Annotated in this window: 10 protein-coding genes; 4 read left to right on the top strand and 6 right to left on the bottom strand. The window is 74.0% G+C overall.

Annotated elements, in window-relative coordinates:
• Positions 1-23: 23 nt before the first annotated feature.
• From ABD332_RS40245 to ABD332_RS40225, 5 genes are all read right to left on the bottom strand, one after another.
• Positions 24-3,734 carry a tetratricopeptide repeat protein gene (locus ABD332_RS40245; RefSeq protein ID WP_344508785.1) on the bottom strand — a complete coding sequence of 1,237 codons (3,711 nt, stop codon included), beginning with the start codon at positions 3,732-3,734 and terminating at the stop codon, positions 24-26.
• Positions 3,735-3,823: 89 nt separating this feature from the next.
• Positions 3,824-8,686, bottom strand: coding sequence for an NAD-glutamate dehydrogenase (locus tag ABD332_RS40240; RefSeq protein WP_344508784.1), 4,863 nt, complete (start codon positions 8,684-8,686; stop codon positions 3,824-3,826).
• Between the two features lie 187 nt (positions 8,687-8,873).
• Positions 8,874-9,491: a hypothetical protein gene (locus tag ABD332_RS40235; RefSeq protein WP_344508782.1), complete on the bottom strand. Its 618-nt coding sequence runs from the start codon at positions 9,489-9,491 to the stop codon at positions 8,874-8,876.
• A 43-nt stretch (positions 9,492-9,534) separates the two neighbouring features.
• On the bottom strand, positions 9,535-11,856 hold the full coding sequence (locus ABD332_RS40230; RefSeq protein ID WP_344508780.1) for an FHA domain-containing protein: 2,322 nt from the start codon (positions 11,854-11,856) through the stop codon (positions 9,535-9,537).
• Positions 11,853-13,652, bottom strand: a complete 1,800-nt coding sequence (locus tag ABD332_RS40225) for a serine/threonine-protein kinase (protein WP_344508949.1) — start codon at positions 13,650-13,652, stop codon at positions 11,853-11,855. Before ABD332_RS40225 ends, ABD332_RS40230 begins: the two co-directional genes overlap by 4 nt.
• A 155-nt stretch (positions 13,653-13,807) precedes the next feature.
• Between ABD332_RS40225 and ABD332_RS40220 the strand changes: the two genes are divergently transcribed.
• Positions 13,808-17,818: a BTAD domain-containing putative transcriptional regulator gene (locus ABD332_RS40220; protein WP_344508778.1), complete on the top strand. Its 4,011-nt coding sequence runs from the start codon at positions 13,808-13,810 to the stop codon at positions 17,816-17,818.
• An 86-nt stretch (positions 17,819-17,904) separates the two neighbouring features.
• Positions 17,905-18,330: a hypothetical protein gene (locus ABD332_RS40215; protein WP_344508776.1), complete on the top strand. Its 426-nt coding sequence runs from the start codon at positions 17,905-17,907 to the stop codon at positions 18,328-18,330.
• A gap of 193 nt (positions 18,331-18,523) precedes the next feature.
• Here ABD332_RS40215 and ABD332_RS40210 read toward each other — a convergent pair whose 3' ends face one another.
• Positions 18,524-19,216 (bottom strand): hypothetical protein, encoded by a 693-nt coding sequence (locus ABD332_RS40210; protein WP_344508774.1) that lies wholly within the window; start codon positions 19,214-19,216, stop codon positions 18,524-18,526.
• Positions 19,217-19,449: 233 nt separating this feature from the next.
• On the opposite strand from ABD332_RS40210, the gene ABD332_RS40205 reads away from it, so the two are divergent.
• Both ABD332_RS40205 and ABD332_RS40200 read left to right on the top strand, forming a co-directional pair.
• Entirely contained in the window at positions 19,450-20,601 is a 1,152-nt protein-coding gene (locus tag ABD332_RS40205) for a sensor histidine kinase (RefSeq protein WP_344508772.1), read from the top strand.
• Positions 20,598-21,260: a response regulator gene (locus ABD332_RS40200; protein WP_344508770.1), complete on the top strand. Its 663-nt coding sequence runs from the start codon at positions 20,598-20,600 to the stop codon at positions 21,258-21,260. Before ABD332_RS40205 ends, ABD332_RS40200 begins: the two co-directional genes overlap by 4 nt.
• Positions 21,261-21,733 lie beyond the last annotated feature (473 nt).

Here is a 21,733-nt window from a genome sequence, read left to right as displayed (position 1 = left end):
GACCCGGACCGCCCGGCGAGGGTTCACGCCAGATCTGGAATGGGTCGCCCAGGCTCGCGGAGCGCCCGCAGGCGGATCTCGTCGTAGGCGGCCGGCGTGCCCGCGAGCCGGTGCAGCTCCACGGCCCGCTCGTGGTGCGCGATCGCCGCGTCCCGGTCGGCGCGGGCGGCGGCCAGGTTGCCCAGCTGGCCCCAGCCGGTCGCCTCGTCCATCGGGTTGCCGAGCGCCGCGTTCATGGCGATGCCCTTGCGGGTCAGCTCCTCCGCGAGGGCGGCGTCGCCCCGCTGGGACGCCAGCATGCCCAGCTGGTGCCAGGTCGCCGCCTCGCCCGAGCGGTCGGCCAGCCGCCGGTACAGCTCCAACGCCAGCGTGTGGTGCGCCTCCGCGTCGTCCAGGTGGCCGCGGCGTTGGGCCACGTTGCCGAGCTGGTGGTGCCCGACGGCCGTGTCGCGCCGGTTGCCGAGGCGTTCCGCCTCCGCGAGCGCCAGGCGGTACAGGCGCTCCGCCTCGGTCAGGTCGCCCTCCGACTCGGACAGCAGGCCCAGCTGGTGCCAGATCGCCGTGACCGCCGCCGTGTCGCCGAGCTCCTCCGCGATGTCCAGCGCCTGGTGGTACTGCCGGGCGGCGTCCCGCAGGTCACCCCGCTGCTGGGCCAGCTCCGCGAGCTGGTGCAGCTCCCGCCCGACCGCCTGGCGGTCGCCGAGCGCCTCGGCCATCGCCAGCGCCGAGGTGTACCGCGCCCGCGCCGTCGCGAGGTCGCCACGCAGCCGCGCCAGCAGGCCCAGCTGGTGGTGGGACGCCGCGACCGTCGCCCCGTCCGCCGGGAACCGGTCCATGTTGCGCTCGAACGCGGCCGCCGCCTCGGCGTGCTCGCCCCGCAGGTACATCAGCATCGCCAGCTGGTGGTGCACCAGGGCGGTGTCCCCGGCGGACCGGTACAGCCGCTCGGCCTCGTCGTGGTCGCCGCGGTCCTGGGCGACGCGGCCCAGCTGGAAGGCGGTGGCCGCCGGGTCCGGCGCCAGGCGGATCAGGCGTTCGGACTCCACGACGTCGCCGCGGCGGTACGCGATGATGCCCAGCTGTCCCTCGAAGCGGCCGCGCGCCGGGTCGCCGACGGGCAGCAGCCGCAGGGTGTCGTGGATGACGCCCGCCTCCACGTCCCACGCGCCCAACGCCTCCAGGACGGCACACAGCTCGCCCGTCACCTCGACCGCCTGCGCCACCTCACCGGCGGCGAGCAGGTGGTGCCGGGCCTCGGTCAGGTCGTGGGCGTCACCCGCCGCGGGCTGCGGCCAGCTGTGCACCCGCCAGCGCCGGAACGCCGCGGCCCGCCGGTGCGCCTCGGTCGTGTCGGCGAACGCCCGCAGCCCGGTGGCGGTCGACCGGTGCACGAAGAACTCGCGCATCAGGTCGTCGCCGTCGACGAGTCCACTGTGGACCAGCGCGGTCAGCGCGTCGCCCATCTCGGGCGGTGGGCGCAGGGCGGGGCGCGGCAGCCCGCCGCACGCCTCGACGACCTCCATCAGCTCGGCCCTGGCGAGCGGCGGGCTGCCGGGGTCGCCCAGCACGTCGTTCAGGTCGGCCACCGTCGCGTCCAACCGGTCCAGCAGCAGCCGCAGCGCGTGCTTGTGCGGCGCCACCGCCGCGTCCGGGTCGGCGTGGCCCACCGCGTGCGCCACGCCGTACAGGTCGACCGGCGAACGGTGGACGCTCAGCCCCACCAGCAGGTCGACCGCCCCGGGGACCCGCGACAACCGGGCCAGGTGCTCGCCGAGCAGGATCTCCTCCGCGGCCACGGCGACCACCGAGGCCATCGCGGCGTCGCCGTCCCCGTCCCCAGCTGCGGTCGGGGTCGGGGTGGCCGCCCGCGCCAGCCGGCGGGTGATCTCGCTGGTGCGGCCCTCGCCGTCGCCGAGCAGCGCGTCCAGGTACTCCAGGGATCTCGGGTGCCCGCCGACCGTGCGCCACACCGACTCCGGGTCGCCGTGGCGGTCGAGGTTCGGCAGCGACCAGATGAGCTTCTCGGTCTCGGCGAAGCTCAGCGGCGGCACGGTCTCGCGGCGCAGCCGGTCCTCCGCGCCGCCCGGCAGCCGCACCGGGAACCGGGACGTGACGAGCAGCCGGCAGCGGCCCGGGTCGCCGGCCAGCTCGGCCAGCAACGCCGCCAGGCCCGGGTCTCGGACCGTGCCGGCGCCGTCGTCGCCGACGTCCAGGTTGTCCTCGAAGTTGTCGAGCACCAGCAGCACCGGCAGCGTGTCGAACACGTCCTCGCGCAGCAGCCGCGACCTGTCCCGCCACGGCTCCGCCACACGGTCGGCGACCCGGGCCGCGTGCGCCACGCGCGGGTCCACGGACTGCGCCCGCAGCAGCTGCACCCGTACCGCCGCGGCGACCGCGCCGAGCACACCGTCCACTGTGGCCGGTCCGACGACCGTCGCCAGCAACCAGCCCGCGCCCAGCGACACGACCAGCTCGGCGGCCAGGGCGGTCTTGCCGATGCCGCCGATGCCGCTGAGCACCAGGCCCGCCCACCGGTCGCCGGTGAACACCCGCGGCAGCACCCGCAGCTGGTGCCGCCGTCCCACGAACGACCGCCGCGCCCCCAGCCCGCCCAGCCGCGGCACCCGCACCGGCGGCGCCGGCACCTCGGCGGCGTCGTCGACGACGGACAGGTCCGGCTGCCCGCACAGCAGCGTGACGACACCCCACTCGTCGTACGCGGCGAGACCGTCGTGTGACTGCTCCAGCGTGCGCTGCACCGACCGGCGCGCGTCACCGACGGCCCGCGCCAGGTCCAGGTTCCGGGTCAGCCCGGCGTACACGGCGGAGAACAGCAGCGTCGCGTACCGGTCGGTGACGCTGGTCTGCGTGCCCACCACGGCCCGGGCGCCGCGCTGCGCGAGCCGCGCCGCGTACGACGGGCCCTGCCCCTCACCGTCCACATCGGAGTAGCAGGCCGCCAGCGCGAGCACCGGCGGCATGCGGCCCGGTGGCACCGCCTCCTCCAGGAAGACGTCGGCGGTGACCGGGCGGGCCGCGCCGTGCTCGTCCTCCAGGTACAGCACGCCGGGCGCGCCGTGGGCGCAGATGTGCAGCACGTGCACGCCGCCCGGCACGTCGAGCGCCTCGCGGATCGCCGCCGTCGTCGCGAACTCCACGACGGACACCCGCGCCCTGCCCCGCCTGGCCCCGCGGACCGCCGCGAGCACGCTGCGCAGTTCGTGCTCGTAGTTGAGCAGCGCCCCGCCGCCGTGCTCCGGCGCCGCCACCGCCACGACGATCCTCAGTGGACCCGGCAGCGCCTCGCCGCGGTCCGCCCCGCCCAGGCGGTACACGGTCACGAGCGGGTGCAGCGCCAGCGGCCGGCCCGACACCGGGTCGGGCAGCGCTTCCCACGGCAGCGCCGCGAACCCGGGCGCGTCGACGGCGAGCCGCACGTCGAGCGTGCCGGCGTCGGCACGACGGATCAGATCGGCGAGGGCGGCGGCGACGGGCGGCGGCAGGAAGGACTCGGCGAGCAGCCTGCCGGCACGCCGCAGCGACATTCGCCCACCGCCCTGCGCGGGCAGGTCGCGCGAGCGCTGGTGCGCCGCCCGCGCCCGGCCGCGGCGCACGTCCTGCAGGGCGTTGACCAGCCCTGCCCTGACCCCGCCGTGCGGCGCCGACACGTCGGTGGTGTCCGTCAGCAACCGCACGGTGGACGCGTTCACGGTCAGCGACGCATCGAGGCTCACGGGGAGACTCTGACGGACCGCTCGCCGGTACAGGACCGCTCGCCGGTACAGGACCGCTCGCCGGAACGGGGTCGCGCGGCGGATGAGGGTCAGGCGGCGGAGGTGCGGACCAGCGTCCTGATCTGGCGGAGCACGACCGAGATGGCGGCAAGGTCGCCCGGAGACCCGCCGAACTCGCCGATGGCGTTGCGGGTGCGGGCGATCAAGATGGCGTTGCTCTGCTCCCACTCGTGGACGCGGGCCTCGGCGTCGTCGTCGGGGGCCGTCGCGTGGAGGACCTCCGCCGTCAGGGCGGCCAGCGCGGCGTACAGGTCGTAGCGCAGCGCCATGCGGGCGAGCGTCTGCCAGCGGTCCCGGCGCGGCAGGTTGGAGATCTTCGTCAGCAGGTCGTCGACCCGGAACCACTCCGACAGCACGTAGTAGACCGTGGCGACCTCGTTGACGTCCTGGCTGGTCTGCGAGGCGACCTCGACGATGTCCAGGAGGCCGAAGCCGTACATGACCCGGGTCGTCATGTCGGCGACCTCCGCCGGCAGGCCCAGCCCGCGCAGTATGGCCGCGTTGGTGTGCAGCGCCTCGCGCTCCTGGCCGCGGAACAGCGTCTCCAGCCGCGGCAGCAGGCGCGAGATGCCGGGGCGCAGGTGGGCGATCTCGCCGGGGACGTCGATCGGCAGGCGCCGGTTGGAGACCAGCCAGCGGACCGCCCGGTCGAGCAGCCGGCGGATCCTCACGTTGACCGCCGTCTGCGCCTCCGTCGGGATCTGGTTGTCGAGGGACTCGACGGCGCGGCGGAGCTCGCCCAGCCCGTACACGTCCCAGATCACCACGGACGCCCGGAGGATGTCGGCGGCGCCGGCTCCGGTCTCCTCGGCGGCGCGGTGGAAGAACAACGGGCCGCCGCGGTTGACGGCCTCGTTGACCACCTGCGTGGTGACGATCTCGCGGCGCAGCGGGTGCTCCGCCATCGCCTCCACGAAGCGCTCCCGCAGCGGGGTCGGGAAGTAGTCGACGAGCACCCCGGTGGTCCACTCCTCGTCGGGCAGGCCGGAGTCGAGGATCTCCTGCTCGAGCACGATCTTCACATAGGACAGCAGGACGGCGAACTCCGGCGAGGTCAGCGCGACGCCGGTCGCGGCCCGCGCGTCGAGGTCCTCGTCGGTCGGCAGCGCCTCCAGGGTGCGGTCGAGCTGGCCGCGGCGCTCCAGGTCGGCGATGAGCAGCTTGTGGACCGGCAGCAGCGACCGGGACTGCGCGCGGGCGTTGCCCAGCGTGGTGGCCTGGTCGTAGTTGTCCTTCAGGACCAGCTCGCCGACCTCGTCGGTCATCCCGGCGAGCAGCGCGTTGCGGTCCTTCGGGTCGAGCGTGCCGTCGACGACCGCGCGGTCGAGCAGGATCTTGATGTTGACCTCGTGGTCGGAGCAGTCGACGCCGGCGGAGTTGTCGATGAAGTCGGTCGCGACACGGCCGCCGCCGAGCGCGAACTCGATCCTGCCGCGCTGGGTGAGACCCAGGTTGCCGCCCTCGCCGACGACCTTGGCGCGCAGCTCCCGGCCGTTGACCCGGATGTAGTCGTTGGCCTTGTCGCCGACGTCGACGTGCGACTCGGCGGTGGCCTTGACGTAGGTGCCGATGCCGCCGTTCCAGAACAGGTCGACCGGGGCCGACAGGATCGCGTGCATCAGCTCGTTGGGCGTCATCGCGGTGACCGCCGCCGGGAGGCCGAGCGCCTCCTTCGCCTCCGGGGAGATCGGGATCGACTTCGCCGTCCGCGGGTAGACGCCGCCGCCGGTGGAGATCAGCGACCTGTCGTAGTCGTCCCACGACGACCGCGGCAGCGCGAAGAGCCGGGCCCGCTCCTCGAACGACGTCGCGGCGTCGGGGTCCGGGTCGACGAAGATGTGCCGGTGGTCGAACCCGGCCACGAGCCGGATGTGCCGGGACAGCAGCATCCCGTTGCCGAAGACGTCGCCGGACATGTCGCCGACGCCGACGACCGTGAAGTCGGTGGTCTGGGTGTCGACGCCCAGCTCGCGGAAGTGCCGCTTGACCGACTCCCAGGCGCCCCTGGCGGTGATGCCCATCTTCTTGTGGTCGTAGCCCGCGGAGCCGCCGGAGGCGAACGCGTCGCCCAGCCAGAACCCGTACTCCACCGAGATCTCGTTGGCGATGTCGGAGAACGTGGCGGTGCCCTTGTCCGCGGCGACCACCAGGTAGGGGTCGTCGGGATCGTGGCGCACCACGTCGGGCGGCGCGACCACCTTGCCGCCGTCGAGGTTGTCGGTCACGTCGAGCAGGGCCGAGATGAACAGCCGGTAGCACTCGACCGCCTCGTCACGGTCGCCCGGCTTCTCCTTGAGCACGAAGCCGCCCTTGGCGCCGGATGGCACGATGACGGCGTTCTTGACCACCTGCGCCTTGACCAGGCCGAGGATCTCCGTGCGGAAGTCCTCACGCCGGTCGGACCAGCGCAGCCCGCCCCGCGCCACCGCACCGAAGCGCAGGTGCACACCCTCGAACCGCGGCGAGTAGACGAAGATCTCGAACCGCGGCCGCGGCGCCGGCAGGTCGGGGATCGACTGCGGGTCGAGCTTGAAGGCCGTGTACGACTTGGGGCGCCCCTGCTCGCCGCGCTGGAAGAACGAGGTGCGCAGGGTGGCCTGGATGACGTGCAGGAAGGAGCGCAGGATGTGGTCCTGGTCGAGGCTGGTCACCGTGTCGAGGTCCTCGTTGATCGCCGCGACCATCTCCTTCGACCACTCCCTCCGCGCCGTCTCGGACAGGTGCAGCCGCAGGTCGAAGCGGGCCGTGAACAGGTCCACGAGCTTCGAGGCGATCGCCGGGTACTGCAGCAGCGTGGTCTCCATGTAGTCCTGCGAGAACACCGTGCCGGCCTGGCGCAGGTACTTCGCGTAGGCCCGCAGGACGACGACCTCGCGCCAGGTGAGGCCGGCCTTCAGCGCCAGGGCGTTGAACCCGTCGACCTCGGCCTCGCCGTGCCAGGCGGCGGAGAACGCGTTCTCCAGGTCGGGGCGCACCTCGGTGATCGCCCGCGCGCCGGGCGGCAGCTGCAGCCCGAAGTCGTAGAGGTAGATGGTGCCGTCGGAGCGGACGATCTCGTAGGGCCGCTCGTCGGTGACCCGCACGCCGAGCGAGTGCAGCACCGGCAGCACGGCGGACAGGATCATCGGCCTGCCGTAACGGAGCACCTTGAACCGGATGTCGCTCTCGGCCCGGGCGCGCCGGTAGACGTGCATCACGAGCTGGCCCGGCTCGTCGAGCAGCTCCAGCTTGGCGACGTCCTGCACAGCCTCATACGGCGTGTACTCGTTCTTGTACGTGTCCGACAGCGCGTCGCCATACCGCTGGTAGAGCAGCTTGGCCTGCTGCTCGTCCTCGAGGTTGCGCTCCAGCACCAGCCGGAAGTCGTCGTCCCACATCCGGGTGGCGTTGGAGAGCCGCTCGGTGAGGCGGCGGACGTTGATGTCGCCGGGCGGGTTGCCGGGCTCGGTGCGCACGATGAGATGCACCCGGGCGAACTTCGACTCGCCGACCCGGGTGGCGTAGTCGACGCCGACGCCGTGGAGCTCCGCGAGCAGGATCTGCTGGATGCGTAGCCGGTTGGCGGTGGTGAACCGGTCCCGCGGCAGGTAGACCAGGCAGGAGATGAAGCGGCCGTAGGTGTCGCGGCGCAGGAACAGCCGCAGCTGCTGGCGGCCGGCCAGGCGCAGCACGCCCATGACGGCCTGGAACAGCTCGTCGGTGGAGATCTGGAACAGCTCGTCGCGCGGGTAGGTCTCCAGCGTCTCCAGCAGATCCCGGCCGGAGTGGCTGCGCGGCGACAGCCCCGAGCGCTCCACCACCTCGGCGACCTTGCGCCTGACGACCGGCAGGTCACGGACGCTGGTGCGGTACGCCGCCGACGAGAACAGCCCGAGGAACCGCTTCTCCCCGACCACCTCGCCGTCGGCGTCGAACAGCTTGAACCCGATGTAGTCCAGGTAGGCCGAGCGGTGCACGGTGGCCCGCGAGTTGGCCTTGGTGATGATGATCAGCCGCTGCTCCATCGCCTTGGCGTAGGCCTCGGCGGTCATCGAGCTCAGCACGAGCGGACGGGTCTGGTCGGCCCGCAGGATGCCCAGGCCCGAGCCGAGCACCGCCTCCAGCAGCTCCTCGCCGCCGTCGCCCTTGACCAGTCGGTACTCCCGGTAGCCGAGGAACGTGAAGTGGTCGTCCACCAGCCAGCGCAGCAGCTCGACGGAGTCGGTGACGTCCTTGTCCGGCACCGGCAGCCGCGCGCCGCCGAGCTGGTCGGCCAGCGCGAGCGCCTGCATGCGCATCTTCGGCCAGTCCTCGACCGCCTCACGTACGTCGTCGAGCACCCCGGCCAGGCCGTTGCGCAGCTCCTCGAGATCGGCCTCGGCCCGGATCCGGTCGACCTCGATGCGGATCCAGCTCTCCACGATGTCGCCGGGCGCGGCGTCCTCGGGTTCGACGCCGACCCGGACCCGCTCCAGCGCACCCAGCGGCGCCCGCCGCACGACGACGAGCGGGTGCACCAGCATGTTCACGTCGATGTTGCGCGACGACAGCGCGCTGGTGACCGAGTCGACGAGGAACGGCATGTCGTCGGTGACGATCTCCAGCGACGTGCCGTCGGCGGTGCTCGTGCCCAGACGCAGCTTCAGCTCGCCGGGCACCCGCTGCTGGGCCAGCTCCAGGTGCGACCGCGTGGCCTCGACCATCCAGGCCGGCTGGCAACCGGCGAGCTCCTCGTCTGGCACGAGGCGCCAGAAGCGCGCGACCAGCTCGGGGTCGGCGTCGCGGGCCGCCGCCAGGTCGACGGCCTCCGCGACCAGGTGCTCCGCGTCGGGCACGTACCGCTCCGGCTCGTCGTCCCTGATCGCAGGCCCGGTAGTGCCGGCGCTCACCCGGGTGGCTGTGGGCCGGTTCATCGGTGCTTCCCCCTCACCCACGGCACTGTGGGCAAGTGTGTTGATCCGTCTCAGCGGCGGTGCGGTGGCTCGTGGCTTCTCCGGGCAGACGGCCAGGTCTGCTCGAAGGAGGACGAGCAGCCACTTCCTTGTAGTGTCTCTCGGCCTGCCCGGACCGGCCAGGATCCCCGTCGCCGGCGCCGCGAGGTCAGGTGCCGTTGCCGATGGCGCGCTGGTGGGTGGCTTCGGCGATGGAGCGGGGGAGTGCGGCGAGGCCCGGGAGTTGCAGGCCGCCGGGGCCGTACACCAGGTGCGCGATGCTGACCGTGAGCCAGGGGGCTGCCGGGCCGTGCAGCATGATCGGGTCGCCGACCTCGTAGCGCAGGACGAACAGCCACTGGGTGACGTCGCCCTGGAGCTCGGTGACGCCGTTGTGCCAGAAGCTCAGCCACTTGTTGCGGTAGTCGCACATCAGGCGCTGGTTGGTGAGGATGGTCCGGACGGTGGCGTGGTCACGCCACTGGGCGGCCGCCTGCGCCGCCGCGCGCTGCTTCGCGGACGAGTTCGCGATCGCGGTCGCGGCCATCCCGGCGGCGACGAACGCCGCCGAGCCGAGCAGGAAGGTGCTGTTGCGCTCGTACGTCACCGTGGTCCCGTAGAAGCGGGCGTAGCCGAGCATCGTGTCGGCGTACGCCACCTCGCCCGGGTTCAGGCGTACCGCGCCGGGCGGCAGCGCGGCCAGCTCGCCACCGGCGTGGAGATGCCCGTACAGCTGGCAGGCGCTGGACCACCCTTCCCGCAGGGCGTTCTCGAGTCCGCCGTCCATCCTGTGACCCACGTGTTCCTCCAGCCTTTCCAGATCCCGGTGCTCAGCGGCCCGGCTCGTGGCGCCGCAGCGCCCACCTGGCCGCGCCGGTGAGCGCCACACCCTGCAGCGCGAGGACGCCCATCGCCCACCACCACGCCGCGGCGGTGTGCTTCCACAGCGCGTCCGCGCTCGGGTTCACCACCAGCGAGCGGAGGTCGACGGTGGCCGCCGCGGCGGCGTACCCCCACCGGGACGGTGCCAGCCACGACAGCTGCTCGACACCCGAGCGGCCGACCACTTCGAACAGCCCGCCGCAGAGCACCAGCTGCGCCATCACGAGCCCGACCAGGATGGGCATCGTCTGCTCGCCGGAGGAGACGTACGCGCTGACCAGCAGGCCGGTCACGGTCGCGACCAGCGCGGTCAGCCAGACCACCGCGATCAGCTCCAGCAGCGGCCAGCGCAGCGCGAGCGCCTCGGGGGCACCCGGCCGCCCGGCGAGACCGACGAGCACGAACAGCGCCGCCTGTACCCCGTTCACGACGCCGAACGCCAGCACCTTCGAGCCGAGGTACGCGCCCGGCGCGAGCCCGACGGCCCGTTCCCGGCGGTAGATGGGGCGCTCCCGGACCAGCTCCCGGACGCCGCCCGCCAGGCCGAAGAACACCGCGCCGACGATGAGCACGACGAGGAGCTGGGACGCCTCCGTCCCGCGCGCCAGCGGGTCGCCCGGCACGGCGAACCCGTTGTCGCCGGGTATCACGTGCAGCAGCGCGGCGAGGCCGAGCGGCAGCCCGAGCAGCAGGGCCACGTACATCCGGTCGGCCAGGGTGACGGCGGCGATCCGCCGGGTCAGGATCGTCAGCTGCCGCCACCAGCCCTGCCGGGCCGGTGGTGCCTGGGCCGGTGGCGTCGAGGGCACGACCGGTGCGGCGGCGGCGGGCCGGGGCGTCACCCGCGCGGCGAACCGCGCCGCCCAGCCGTCGGGGTCGTCGTACACCTGCTTGAAGACGTCGGCGTACTCCTGCACGCCGAAGAACGGCAGCAGCTCGCCGGGCGGGCCGAAGTAGGCGACCTTGCCGCCCCGCCCGAGGACCAGCACCCGGTCGCAGACGTTGAGGTGCAGCGGGCTGTGGGTGACCACGACGACGGTCCGGCCCCGGTCGGCGAGGTCCCGCAGGCTCACCATCACGTCCCGGTCCAGCGAGGGGTCGAGCCCGGACGTCGGCTCGTCGAGGAACAGCAGCGACGGCTCGGTGAGCAGCTCCAGCGCGACCGAGGTGCGTTTGCGCTGGCCGCCGGAGAGCGTCTCGATCCGCTGGTCAGCCTGCGCGGTCAGGCCGAGCTGGCCGATCACCTCGTCGATCCGCTGCTCCCGCTCCGCGCTCGTGACGTCGGAGCCGAAGCGCAGCGCCGCCGCGAACCGCAGGGCCCGGCGGACGGTCAGCGCCAGGTGCAGGATGTCGTCCTGCGGCACCAGGCCGATCCGCTGGCGCAGGTCGTCGTACTCGGCGTACAGGTCGCGGCCCTGGTAGACGACCGCGCCCTCGTTCGCCGGGCGGTACCCGGTCAACGCGCCCAGCAGGGTCGACTTGCCGGCGCCGCTGGGGCCCACCACGGCGAGCAGGCTGCACTCGTCGAGCGCGAAACCGACGCCTGAGAGCAGCCGGCGGCCGCCCGCCACGGTGACGCCCAACCCGTCGACGTGCAGCGAGACCCTTCCGGTGTCGACGTACTCCCGCAGCTGCGTGCCGTCGACGACGAGCTGGTGCCGCCCGAACGACAGCAGGTCGCCGGGGCGCAGGTCCGCCTCGGCGATCCGCCGGCCGTTGACGAACGTGCCGTTGCTGGTGCCGAGGTCGACGAGCCGCAGCCCGTCCGGCGTCCGCAGCAGGTCCGCGTGATACCGCGACACCTGCAGGTCGTCGAGCACGATGTCGTTGTCCGGGGCGCGGCCGATCCTGGTGCGGTGCGCGGCCCGGTGGATCGCGGACGGCACCCGGCCGGCCTCGAACCGCGGCCCGGATGCGGCGGTCGCCGGGTGGTTCGCCGCCGTGACCGTCGGCGGCGGCACACCCGGGACCGGCTCCGGGCGCAGGGTGAGCGACGGGCCGTCGGCGGCGCCGAGCCGCACCTGGCAGGGCCGGGTCAGGTCGAGCTCGTCGACCCGGACGCCGCCGGCGTAGGTGCCGTTGTGGCTGCCCAGGTCCCGCAGCCACCAACCGTCGGTGCGGAGGACCACCTCGACGTGCTCCCGGGACACCCGGGGGTCGTCGACGACGATCCGGCACAGCGGGTCCCGGCCGATCCGCAGCACCGTCTCCGCCGGCGTGATGCGACGCTCGCCGTCCGCTGAGCCGATCAGGAGGGCACCGGCGGTCATGGGCCGCTCTTCGGGAGTCGCTTCGCCATCGCGGTGGCGAGCTGGATCGCGTCCGACTGGTAGCTGCCGTGCACGAGGTCCATGAAGGTCTGCCCCGTCACCACCACCTCGATGGCCGCCTGACCGCTGCGGACGAACACGATGGCGAGCTTGGCGCTCCCGTTGTCGCTGAAGATCCCGAGCGTCTCGTCGCCGAGCTTCGTGGTCTGCATCTCCGTCCACCCGCACCGGGCGGCGGTGCTGCGCAGCGAGGCGAAGAAGACCTTCGCCTCGTCACCGAAGAAGCCGGCGACGGCCGAGCCCACGAACGGGTAGCCCTCGGCGCCTGTGACCTTGAAGTTGTTCGTCTCGGAACCGGCGATGGCGTCCCCGGCCACCGCGCCGTCGGCGCACAGCTTCAGGCTGGACAGCCCACCCTGGAGATAGTTCTCGTCGGACCTCGAGTTGACCGTGTCGCGCGACGCGCGCATCACCGTGGTGATGTCACCGACCGAGACCAGCGCCGAGCGCAGCTCCGTCACCGGCGGCGGGGGCTTGCTCTTGTCGAACGACCGGGTGGGCCTGGCGCCGGCACCGCCACCGGATCCCGGTTGACCGGTGGTGTCGGTGAGATCCGCCCCGAACTTGTAGGCGGAGAAACAACAAGCGACGACGAGCAGCAGGATCGCGCCGAAGATGATCAGCGGTGCCTTGGCGCCGCCCTGCTTCGGCGGTGGGGCACCGAGGTAGCCACCGGCGGCCGGTGGGAACGGCGCCCCGCCGAGGCTGCCGGGCGGCATCGGGTAGCTCACCGGTTGCGGCGCCGGGCCGGCGAAGGAGCCGGGCGGCAGCCGGTATCCGGGCGGGGACGCGGCCGTGGTCGTCGGCGGTGGCGGTGGCGCCGAGACCGGCGCCGGAAGCTGTGTCGGGAGCTGCGCAGTGCCGGCGGTCGTCTCCGGTGGCGGCATCCGCAGGGCGCGGATCCAGCGGGCGGCGCTGGCCGGGCGCGCGTCGGGCTGCGCGGCGAGCATCGCGAGGATGCCGCGCGCCTCCCGGTCCTTCCCCGGCCCGAGCGCCGACGTCAGCCGCTGCGTCATCCCCTGTACGTCGCCGGGGATCGGCGCCTCGCCCGTCAGCGCGTAGTAGACGGTCGCGCCCAGCGTGTACCGGTCGGTCGCGGGGCTGTACTCGCCGCGGGCCAGCGACTCCGGCGCCATGAACGGAGCGGTGCCGAAGATCCGCGAGGTCCGGTCGGTGCCGCGCAGGCGCACCAGCCCGAAGTCCACCAGGTAGACCCGGCCGTCGGCGGCGAGCAGGACGTTCGCGGGCTTGATGTCGCGGTGCAGCACCGGGGCGCCGTTGGTGTCCTGCCCGCTGTGCAGGTAGTCGATCGCCTCGGCGACGGGCTCCAGCGGCGCCAGCACGTCGAGGCCCTGGACCTCGCCGCGCTCCAGCGCCTCCTGCAGGTTGCGGCCCTCGATCCACTTCATCACGAAGTAGAGCCGGCGTCCCGTGGCGGAGGCGCCCTGACCGGCGGGGTGCGGCGGCGGGCCGAGGAAGACCTCCTTCACCTTCACCAGCGCCGGATGCTCCAGCTGCGTGGCGAGCGCCGCCTGCAGCCGCAGCTCCTCCAGCTGCCGGTCCGCGACCGAGTCGTCGTCGATCCGGATCACCTTCACGGCGTACGGGAACGACTCGGCGCCGTGGTGCTCACGAGCCAGCCACACCTCGCCCTCGCCGCCCGCGGCGTGCCGCTGCACGAGCTCATACCGGTCGAGCGCGTCGGCCGGGCCGGCATGACCCGGGCCCCCCTCCATCGACACCAATCCACACCATTCTTTTGCGGCCCTGGGCAACGGCCGCCAGTTTAGGGACGATTCGCCGCCGGCATCGATCACTTGTTAGCGGCTTGTTAGAGGGCCGGTGTCCCGTTTGATATCAATGGCCGGTGGAGTTTGCGCTGCTAGGACCGATGGAAGTCCGGGACGCCGGGCGGCTCCTGCCCGGCGGCAGCGGACGGGAGCGGCTGGTGCTCGCCACGTTGCTGATCAACGCCGAGCGGCTGATCCCCATCGACGAGCTCATCGCCCGGCTCTGGGAGCAGCCGCCAGGATCCGCGAGGGCGCAGCTGCACAACCTCATCAGCGGGCTGCGGCGCCGGTACCGTGTCATCGACACCTCGCTCATCGAGACCAGGCCGACCGGATACCTGCTGCGGCTGGGGCCGCACCGCCTGGACGTCGCGGAGTTCCGTGGCCTCACCGAGCGGGCCCGTGCCGCGGCCGCGGCGGGCGACCACACCACCGTCGTGGCGGCGCTGGACCAGGCGCTGTCGCTGTGGCGGGGCCCGGCCCTCGCGGACCTCGCCGACGCGTCCTCCGGCGAGGTCCGCGAGGCGCTGGACCGGGAGCGGCTCGCCGCGGCCGAGGCGAAGCTGGACGCCGCGCTGGCGCTCGAGGACTACGACACCGTGCTGCGCGAGGTCGAGCCGCTCGTCGCCGAGAACCCGTACGCCGAGCGGCTCTACCGCGGGCAGATGCTGGCGCTGGCCGGTGTGGGCCGCCGCGCCGACGCGCTCGCCGTCTACCGGCGCGCGTACCGGCGTCTCGTCGACGACATCGGGGTGGAACCGGGACCGTCGCTGCGCGACACGGAGCGGCAGATCCTGTGGGGACGCCAGACGGGCGGGGCCGCGCCGGCCGGGCCACCGGTGCCGCGGCAGCTTCCCCGGGCGGCCGCGCTCACGGGTCGCGGCCCGCTGCTCGACCAGATCGCCGGGCAACTCTCCGACGACGCCGAGGCCTCCACGGTGGTGCTGCTGGTGGGCCCCGGCGGGGTCGGCAAGAGCGGACTGGCCCTGGCGGCCGGTCACCGGCTGGCGCGGGCGTTCCCGGACGGGCAGCTGTACGCCGACCTCCGCGGCAGCCAGGACACGCCGGCGGAACCGTACCGGGTCCTGGAGCGGTTCCTGCGGGCGCTGGGCGTCGACGGCACCGACCTGCCCAGGGACCCCGACGAGCGCGTCGCGCTGTACCGAAGCCAGTTCGCGCGCGGCCGGATGCTGGTGGTGCTCGACGACGCCGCGGACGAGGCCCAGGTGCGGCCGTTGCTGCCCGGGGCGGGCGCCGCCGTGGTGACCTCGCGGCGGCAGCTGGGAGCGCTGCTCAACGCGGCCCGCTTCCTGGTGCCGGCGCTGCGGACCGCCGACGCGATCCAGCTCCTCGCCGGCGGTGTCGGCGACGCGCGGATCGCCGCCGAGCCGCAGGCCGCGAAGGAGATCGTGCGCCTGTGCGGCGGGCTTCCGCTGGCCGTGCGCATCGTGGCCGCACGGCTGGCGCTGCGGCCCGACGCCGGCCTCGACGAGCTGCGGCGGCGCCTGGCGACGGAGCGCGGCCGGCTGGACGAGCTGGCGGTCGGCGACCTCGACGTCCGGGCGACGATCGCGCTGAGCTACGAGGCGCTGCCGGCCGACACCCGGAAGCTCTTCGTGCGCTCCGGCCTGCTCGGCACGGCGGACTGGCCGGAGTGGGTCGCCCAGGCGCTGCTCGACGCGCCGGGCGAGCGGGCCCGCGCGCTGCTCGACGAGCTCGCGGACGTCCACCTGGTGGAGCCGCTCGGCCGGGACGTGACCGGGCAGGAGCGGTACCGGCTCAACGAGCTGGTCGCCGAGTACGCCCACGAGCGCGGCACGTCCGACGAGCCGCCGGCCGAGCGGAGCCAGGCGCTGGAACGGCTGCTCAACGGCTGGCTCGCGCTGGCCACCGAGGCCGGTGAGCTGCTCGGCCACCACGCGGGCGGAGCTGAGCTGGAGGTCCCGCCGCCGCCCGGCAGCGGCGCCCGCGCCATGCGGGCCGGCCCGCTCGACTGGTTCGAGACCGAGCGCGCCGGACTGGTCGCCGGGGTCGACCAGGCATGCCGGTCAGGTCTGCCCGGCATCGCCGGCGGGCTCGCGCTGAGCCTGTCGGGGTTCCTCGGCAACCGGTCCTACGCCGACGACTGGGAACACACGCTCCAGCAGGCGACGGCGTGTGTCCGTTCGCTCGGATCGGACCGGCTCCTCGCCCGCCTGCTCGGCGGCCTGTACGACGCCCACCTGCACCGCGACGAGTACTCCCAGCTGCCGGCCATCGCGGCCGAGCAGCTGAGCGTGGCGCGCCGGCTCGGTGACCCGGAGCTCGAGGTGCGGTCGCTGCGCAACGCCGGCATGGCCGCGGTGCGCCTCGGGCGGTTCGGCGACGCGTTCGACTGGCTGGAGCAGGCGGTGGCGGCGGCCCGCGCCCGGGCGGTCCCTGGCTGGCCGCTCTGCGACGCCCTGGACGGTCTGGGCTTCGCGAACTGGGAGGCGGGCGACGCCGTCACCGCCGTGGCGCTGCTGGAGGAGGCGCTCGCCGTCGACGGCGTGGCGGACCGGTCGCTGCAGCTCGCCCTCGTCCGGTACCACCTCGGCCTGGCGCTCATCGACGCCGGACGGCCCGCCGACGCGGAGCCGGTGCTGGCCGCGGCGCTGCGGACCAGCCAGGAGATGGGCGACGACCTGGGCACGGCGTACCTCGAGCAGGCCCTCGCCGACGCGGACCTCCGGCAGGGGCGGTGGACCGGGGCCGCGGCCAGGCTGGGCCGGGCGCTGGCCGGCCACCAGCAGGCCGGGCGCCCCGACGGCCTCGCCGAGACGTTGCGTGCCACGGGTGACCTGGCCGCCGCCGAGGGACGCTGGGCGGAGGCGGCCGGCCCGCTGCGCCAGGCGCTGGACATCTGGCGTCGCATCGGCGCGGCGCCGCAGATCGCCCGCGCGGCGGCCCGCCTCGAACGGGTCTCGGCGGCCTCCGGTGACCACGCCGCGGCGGCCGCCTACCACCGGCAATGGCGCTCGGTCGTCGCCGGGCTGGACGTCGGCGACGCCGTGCTGCGCCTTCCACCGTTCCTCGCCGGGATCTCCGGTACCGACCAGGAGCGGCCGGCGGCGCGTGCGGTTTCCAGCACCGATCCCGGACCCGGCGACGGCTGGTCCGGGCTCCTGTCCGGGATGGTCAGCGACGAGGCGGCCGCGGCCTTCGGCCGGCTCCTGGCGGCGTCCCAGCTGCCCGTCGGTCACCGGCCGGGCATGCTGGACCTCGACGAGGGCCCGGGGCGGGAGCTGCTGGACGCCGGGGTCATCAACATCACCGGCAGCGGCGACGGCCGGTTCGCCCGTGCGGTGCATCCCTCCATCGCGCTGCGCCGGCTGCTCGACCGCCAGCATCGCAAGCTGGCGGTGATGCAGCGGCAGCTGGGCACGGCCTGGGAGCAGTTCGCCGGCATGATGTCGCCGACGGCCGGCCTGGCCGACAGCCCGATCGACGACGACAACGTCCGCGTCATCCGCGACTACCCCGAGGTCGCGCGGCTCGCGTCGGGGCTGTACCGGTCACCGAAACGCCTGCTCCGCGCGACGCTGAACGGCCAGTTCGTCGACGGCGCCCCCACGCACGGGGTCCTGCTCCCACCGGCGGACGCCGTCGCCGCGGGGGTCGAGTTCCGCATGATCTACGACGCGATCCACGTGTCGGACCCCTGGGGCGCGTACAGCGTCGAGCAGTCCGTGCTGGCCGGCGAGCAGGCCAAGGTACGCAAACACATGCCGGTGAAGATGATGCACGTCGACGACACGGTCGCCCTGGTGACCATCGACGCGACCGGCATGGCCGGCGCGCTGCACATCCACTCGGGGCCCCTGCTCGAACTGCTCGCCGAGTGGTTCGACCTGCTGTGGCACGACCCCGGAAGCACGGTGGTCGGCGGCGGGGCGGACGACGCCGGGCTCACCGGCGCCCAGCGCAGGGTGCTCCGCCTGCTGGCCGCCGGCCTCACCGACGAGGCCATCGCCCACCGCACCGGCACCGCCGTCCGGACCGTACGCCGCCACGTCGGCGCGATCCTCAAGGTGCTCGGCGCGGACAGCCGCTTCCAGGCCGGCGCCGCCGCGGCGAAACGCGGCTGGCTGTAGCCGACGAGCGATCCGGCGTGTGGATCACCTGGCCGGAACCGGACAATGTCCGGAACGGTCCACGCTCCACGGTCGGAGGAGGCGGCATGTACATCCCGAACCGCCGGGACCGGCGCCGGCGGCGCGCCTGGCTCCTGGTCAGTGCCGTCGTCCTCACGTTCGTCAGCCTTCTCGACGGGTGGCTCTCCATCGACGAGGCGCGGGGAGGCGTGGTCGACGCCGAGGTGGTCGGCGTCCGGAACATCTCCTCCGGCCGCCGGGTCTACGACGTCCGGTTCGACGCGGCCGGGCGGGTCTGCTCGACCCAGGTGGACTCCGGCTCCAACCCGAAGCCACGCGACGTGCACGCCGGCGGGACCTCCCGGCTGCACTACTCGGCGTCGGACCCGTGCACCAAGGTGCGCGAGACCGGCGGCCCCAGCCCCGGCCCGTTCCCGATCGTCACAGCGCTCGTCGCGGCCGGGCTCTGGGTGGGGGTGTGGCGGCTCCGGCCGGGTGGTGGTCGCTCATAGACCGGACGGATCCGCCGACAGCCAGGTCCGGTGACGTTCTTCGAGCGTGTCGCGTTCCGCCGGCGTCTTCTCCATGCCCGCGTCACGAGGTGGGGGTCCACCGGCCCGTCCTGGTTCACATCGCCTTCCTACCGCAGACCGGCTGGCGGTGGACGGCGATTTCGCCGTCCACCGCCGCGTGGTGGGCATGGGGTCAGGCCGTCGCGAGGGCCTCGGCCTGGACGACGTCGGGGGACGTGCGGCGCACCAGGCGGGCGCCGAGGAGCATGAGCGGCGCGTAGCAGGCCAGGGCGACCACGGCGCCGACGACGGCGGGGAGCATGGCGGCGGCGATGAACGGCACGAGGATCACCGGCACGGTCCACCAGCCGACCACGCCGGCGCGGGCCAGGCCGGCCAGGAGCAGCGGCAGCATGACCACGCCGCCGACGACGCCGGTGAGGCGCCACAGGACCATCGAGGGGTCGGCGGCCACGGTGTCGAAGACCTTGACCGCGTCGGCGAGCGGGACGGCGCCGGGCATCGCGCCGGTGAACCAGTCCGACAGCAGCATGCCCGACATCTGGATCGCGCCGAACGTCGTCAGGGCGACCCCGACGGCGGTGAGGGTCCGGCCGCGCCGGCCGCGCAGCAGGGTCAGCGTCGCCGGCACGCCGAGCGCGATGAGCACCCAGGCGTAGTGGAGGAGGTTCGCCGACAGGACGGACAGGCCGTAGTCGTCGGCGAGGGAGCTGAGGTAGGCCGCGGAGGAGTCGTCGGCCTGCGGCGGCGAGGTGAGCATGCCGCCGAACATGAGGAACGGGGCCAGGACGAGGGCTGCGCCGGCAAGCCGGCGCAGCGGGGCCGGCGTGGTGTTGGTGCTGGTGGTGGTGACGTTATCGGACATCGCACTGAATCCTCTCGGGGTTGCAAGCGCCGGTGTTCGGCGTGATGCAAACGCTATGGCGGTGCGACGCCCGGCGGATCGGCGTGCAGGGCCGCTCCGGCTGCGACCTCGGGGCGACCGGCGGGCCCCCAGGGTCCTCCCCGGGGAGGACCCCCGGGCCGGCGATGTCGTCCCTGGATCTGATGCCGCCGTGGCCGCGCGCTCGATACCGTCGGGGGCGAGAGGAGGCCCCGGTGCGTGTTCCACGGAGTCAGCGGCAGTGGCTGGTCGTCGGCGGGATTGCCGGCGTGCTGTTCGCCGCCCTCGCGCTCGTCGAGGCCTATAGCGACCCGCGGGCCACGGACACCCGCCTGGCCGCGGTCGCGACGGTCGTGGTCCTGGCGCTGTGCTTCCCGCTCGCCGCGTGGTTCCCGGTCGCCGCGATGACCGTGGCGATGCTGTCGTTCCCCTACGCGATCCTGATCGGAGGACCGGGGGTCGGCGGCGCCCAGCTCATCGCGGAGCTGGTGCTCGTCGTCCATGCCACGTTCCGCAGCCCGCCGCGGCGGGCGCTCGTCGCGTCGGTCGCCGCCGCGGTGGTGCCGGCCGCCCTGCTCGTCTGGAGCGGCGAGGGCGCGTGGGAGTTCGTGTTCTTCGGCACGCTGATCGGCGCCGCCTGGGGGCTCGGGACGTTGCTGCGCCGCGAGCAGGCGCGCTCCCGGCAGCTCGCGATGCTGGCCGCCCAGCTCGACGCGGAGCGCGAGAACCGGGCCCGTGCGGCCGTCGACGAGGAGCGGGCCCGCATCTCCCGCGAGCTGCACGACGCGGTGGCACACACGGTCAGCGTCATGACGATGCAGGTCGGCGTGGTGCGCCGCCGGCTGGGCGACCGTCCCGCCGAGCGCGACGTGCTGGTCCAGGTCGAGCAGCTCGGGCGGCGTTCGGTGACGGAGCTGCGGCGGGTGGTCGGGCTGCTGCGCCCCGACGACAGCGACGGCCTCGCCCCGCCACCGTCGCTGCGCCGGCTTGACGACCTGGTCGGTCATGTCCGTTCCACGGGGCTGGACGTCACGCTGCGGGTCGAGGGGGAGCCGGTGCAGCTGCCGGTGGCGCTGGACGTCTCCGCCTATCGCGTCACGCAGGAGGCGCTCACCAACACGCTGCGGCATGCCGAGGCCGGGTCCGCCACGGTGGTCGTGACGTACGAGCCGGCGGCCGTCAGCCTCCGCGTCGCCGACGACGGGCGGGGCGGCGCCGCACCGGGCCCGTCCCCGGGCGGCGGGCACGGGCTGGTCGGCATGCGGGAGCGGGTCGCGATGTTCGACGGTGAGCTGCGGACCGGTCCCCGCGCCGATGGTGGTTTCGAGGTGTACGCGCGGTTTCCGCTCGGCGAGGAGACACGATGATCCGGGTGCTGCTGGCGGACGACGAGGCGATCGTGCGGGCGGGCCTGCGCATGCTCATCTCCGACGAGCCCGACCTCGAGGTCGTCGGGGAGGCCGCGGACGGTCACGAGGCGGTCCAGGCCGTCGCCGCGCTCAGCCCCGACGTGGTCCTCATGGACGCCCGCATGCCTGGGCTCGACGGCATCGGGGCGGCAAGGGCGATCGCCGAGGCGCACCCCGGGGTCAAGGTGCTCGTGCTGACCACGTTCGACGAGGAGGTGCTGCTGGACGGTGCGCTGCGTGCGGGCGTCGCGGGGTTCCTGCTCAAGGTGTCGCCGCCCGAGCAGCTGCTCGACGCGCTGCGGGAGGTCGCCGCCGGGCGCGGGCTGATCGATCCGGCGGTGGTGCCCCGGGTGATCGGCGGCTACGCGCGCGCACCGCAGGCGCCGGTTCGCGCGCCGGCCCTGGACCGGCTCACGGGGCGCGAGGCGGAGGTGCTCGCGCTGGTCGGCCGGGGGCTGTCCAACGCCGAGATCGCCGCGCGGCTGTTCCTCGGCGAGACGACCGTGAAGACGCACCTCGGCCGGGCGCTGGACAAGCTCGGCCTGCGCGACCGTCCCCAGGCGATCGCGTTCGCCTACGAGAGCGGCCTGATCCGCCCCGGCGACGACACCGGCTGACGGGCCCGCCCGCCCCGGCGGCGACGTGGGTGGACGGGCCGCCCGCCCCGGCGGCGACGTCGGTGGACGGGTCGGCCGTCCCGGCTCCGGGGCTGGTTGACGGGCGTCTGGCGAGGCGGCGGCATCGGTTTGACTGGCCGTCCGCGCGGGCAGCAGTAGGACCCGTCCGCGCGGGCAGCAGTAGGACCCGTCCGCGCGGGCAGCAGTAGGACCGTGCGTTCCAGGTCGATCGGGTCGGCAGTTCGCATCGATGGGATCGTTGCCGCAGGACGCCGCTGACCTTCCGTGGGGGGAATCCGGGGACGATCGTGCGTCGGGCGTCGCCGGGGTGGGTGTGATCCGCCGTGAGAGCGCCGGCCGGTCGGCAGCGGCGAGAGTGCAATCCGCGCCAGTGCGATGTGCCATCAGGCGGACTGACACCTGCGGGCGGTCCGACCTCCCGTGACGGTCTGTCGCGTGAACGGGCCGGCAGC

Source organism: Dactylosporangium maewongense, from assembly GCF_039531485.1.
In the GTDB taxonomy this organism is placed as follows: Bacteria; Actinomycetota; Actinomycetes; order Mycobacteriales; family Micromonosporaceae; genus Dactylosporangium; species Dactylosporangium maewongense.
This window is presented reverse-complemented; position numbering and strand designations above follow the sequence as displayed.

Excerpts from the sequence above, each read along its gene's own strand:
- ABD332_RS40240 (WP_344508784.1), bottom strand. The coding sequence starts at position 8,686 with ATGAACCGGCCCACAGCCACCCGGGTGAGCGCCGGCACTACCGGGCCT.
- ABD332_RS40235 (WP_344508782.1), bottom strand. The coding sequence starts at position 9,491 with ATGGACGGCGGACTCGAGAACGCCCTGCGGGAAGGGTGGTCCAGCGCC.
- ABD332_RS40230 (WP_344508780.1), bottom strand. The coding sequence starts at position 11,856 with ATGACCGCCGGTGCCCTCCTGATCGGCTCAGCGGACGGCGAGCGTCGC.
- ABD332_RS40225 (WP_344508949.1), bottom strand. The coding sequence starts at position 13,652 with ATGGAGGGGGGCCCGGGTCATGCCGGCCCGGCCGACGCGCTCGACCGG.
- ABD332_RS40220 (WP_344508778.1), top strand. The coding sequence starts at position 13,808 with ATGGAAGTCCGGGACGCCGGGCGGCTCCTGCCCGGCGGCAGCGGACGG.
- ABD332_RS40215 (WP_344508776.1), top strand. The coding sequence starts at position 17,905 with ATGTACATCCCGAACCGCCGGGACCGGCGCCGGCGGCGCGCCTGGCTC.
- ABD332_RS40210 (WP_344508774.1), bottom strand. The coding sequence starts at position 19,216 with ATGTCCGATAACGTCACCACCACCAGCACCAACACCACGCCGGCCCCG.
- ABD332_RS40200 (WP_344508770.1), top strand. The coding sequence starts at position 20,598 with ATGATCCGGGTGCTGCTGGCGGACGACGAGGCGATCGTGCGGGCGGGC.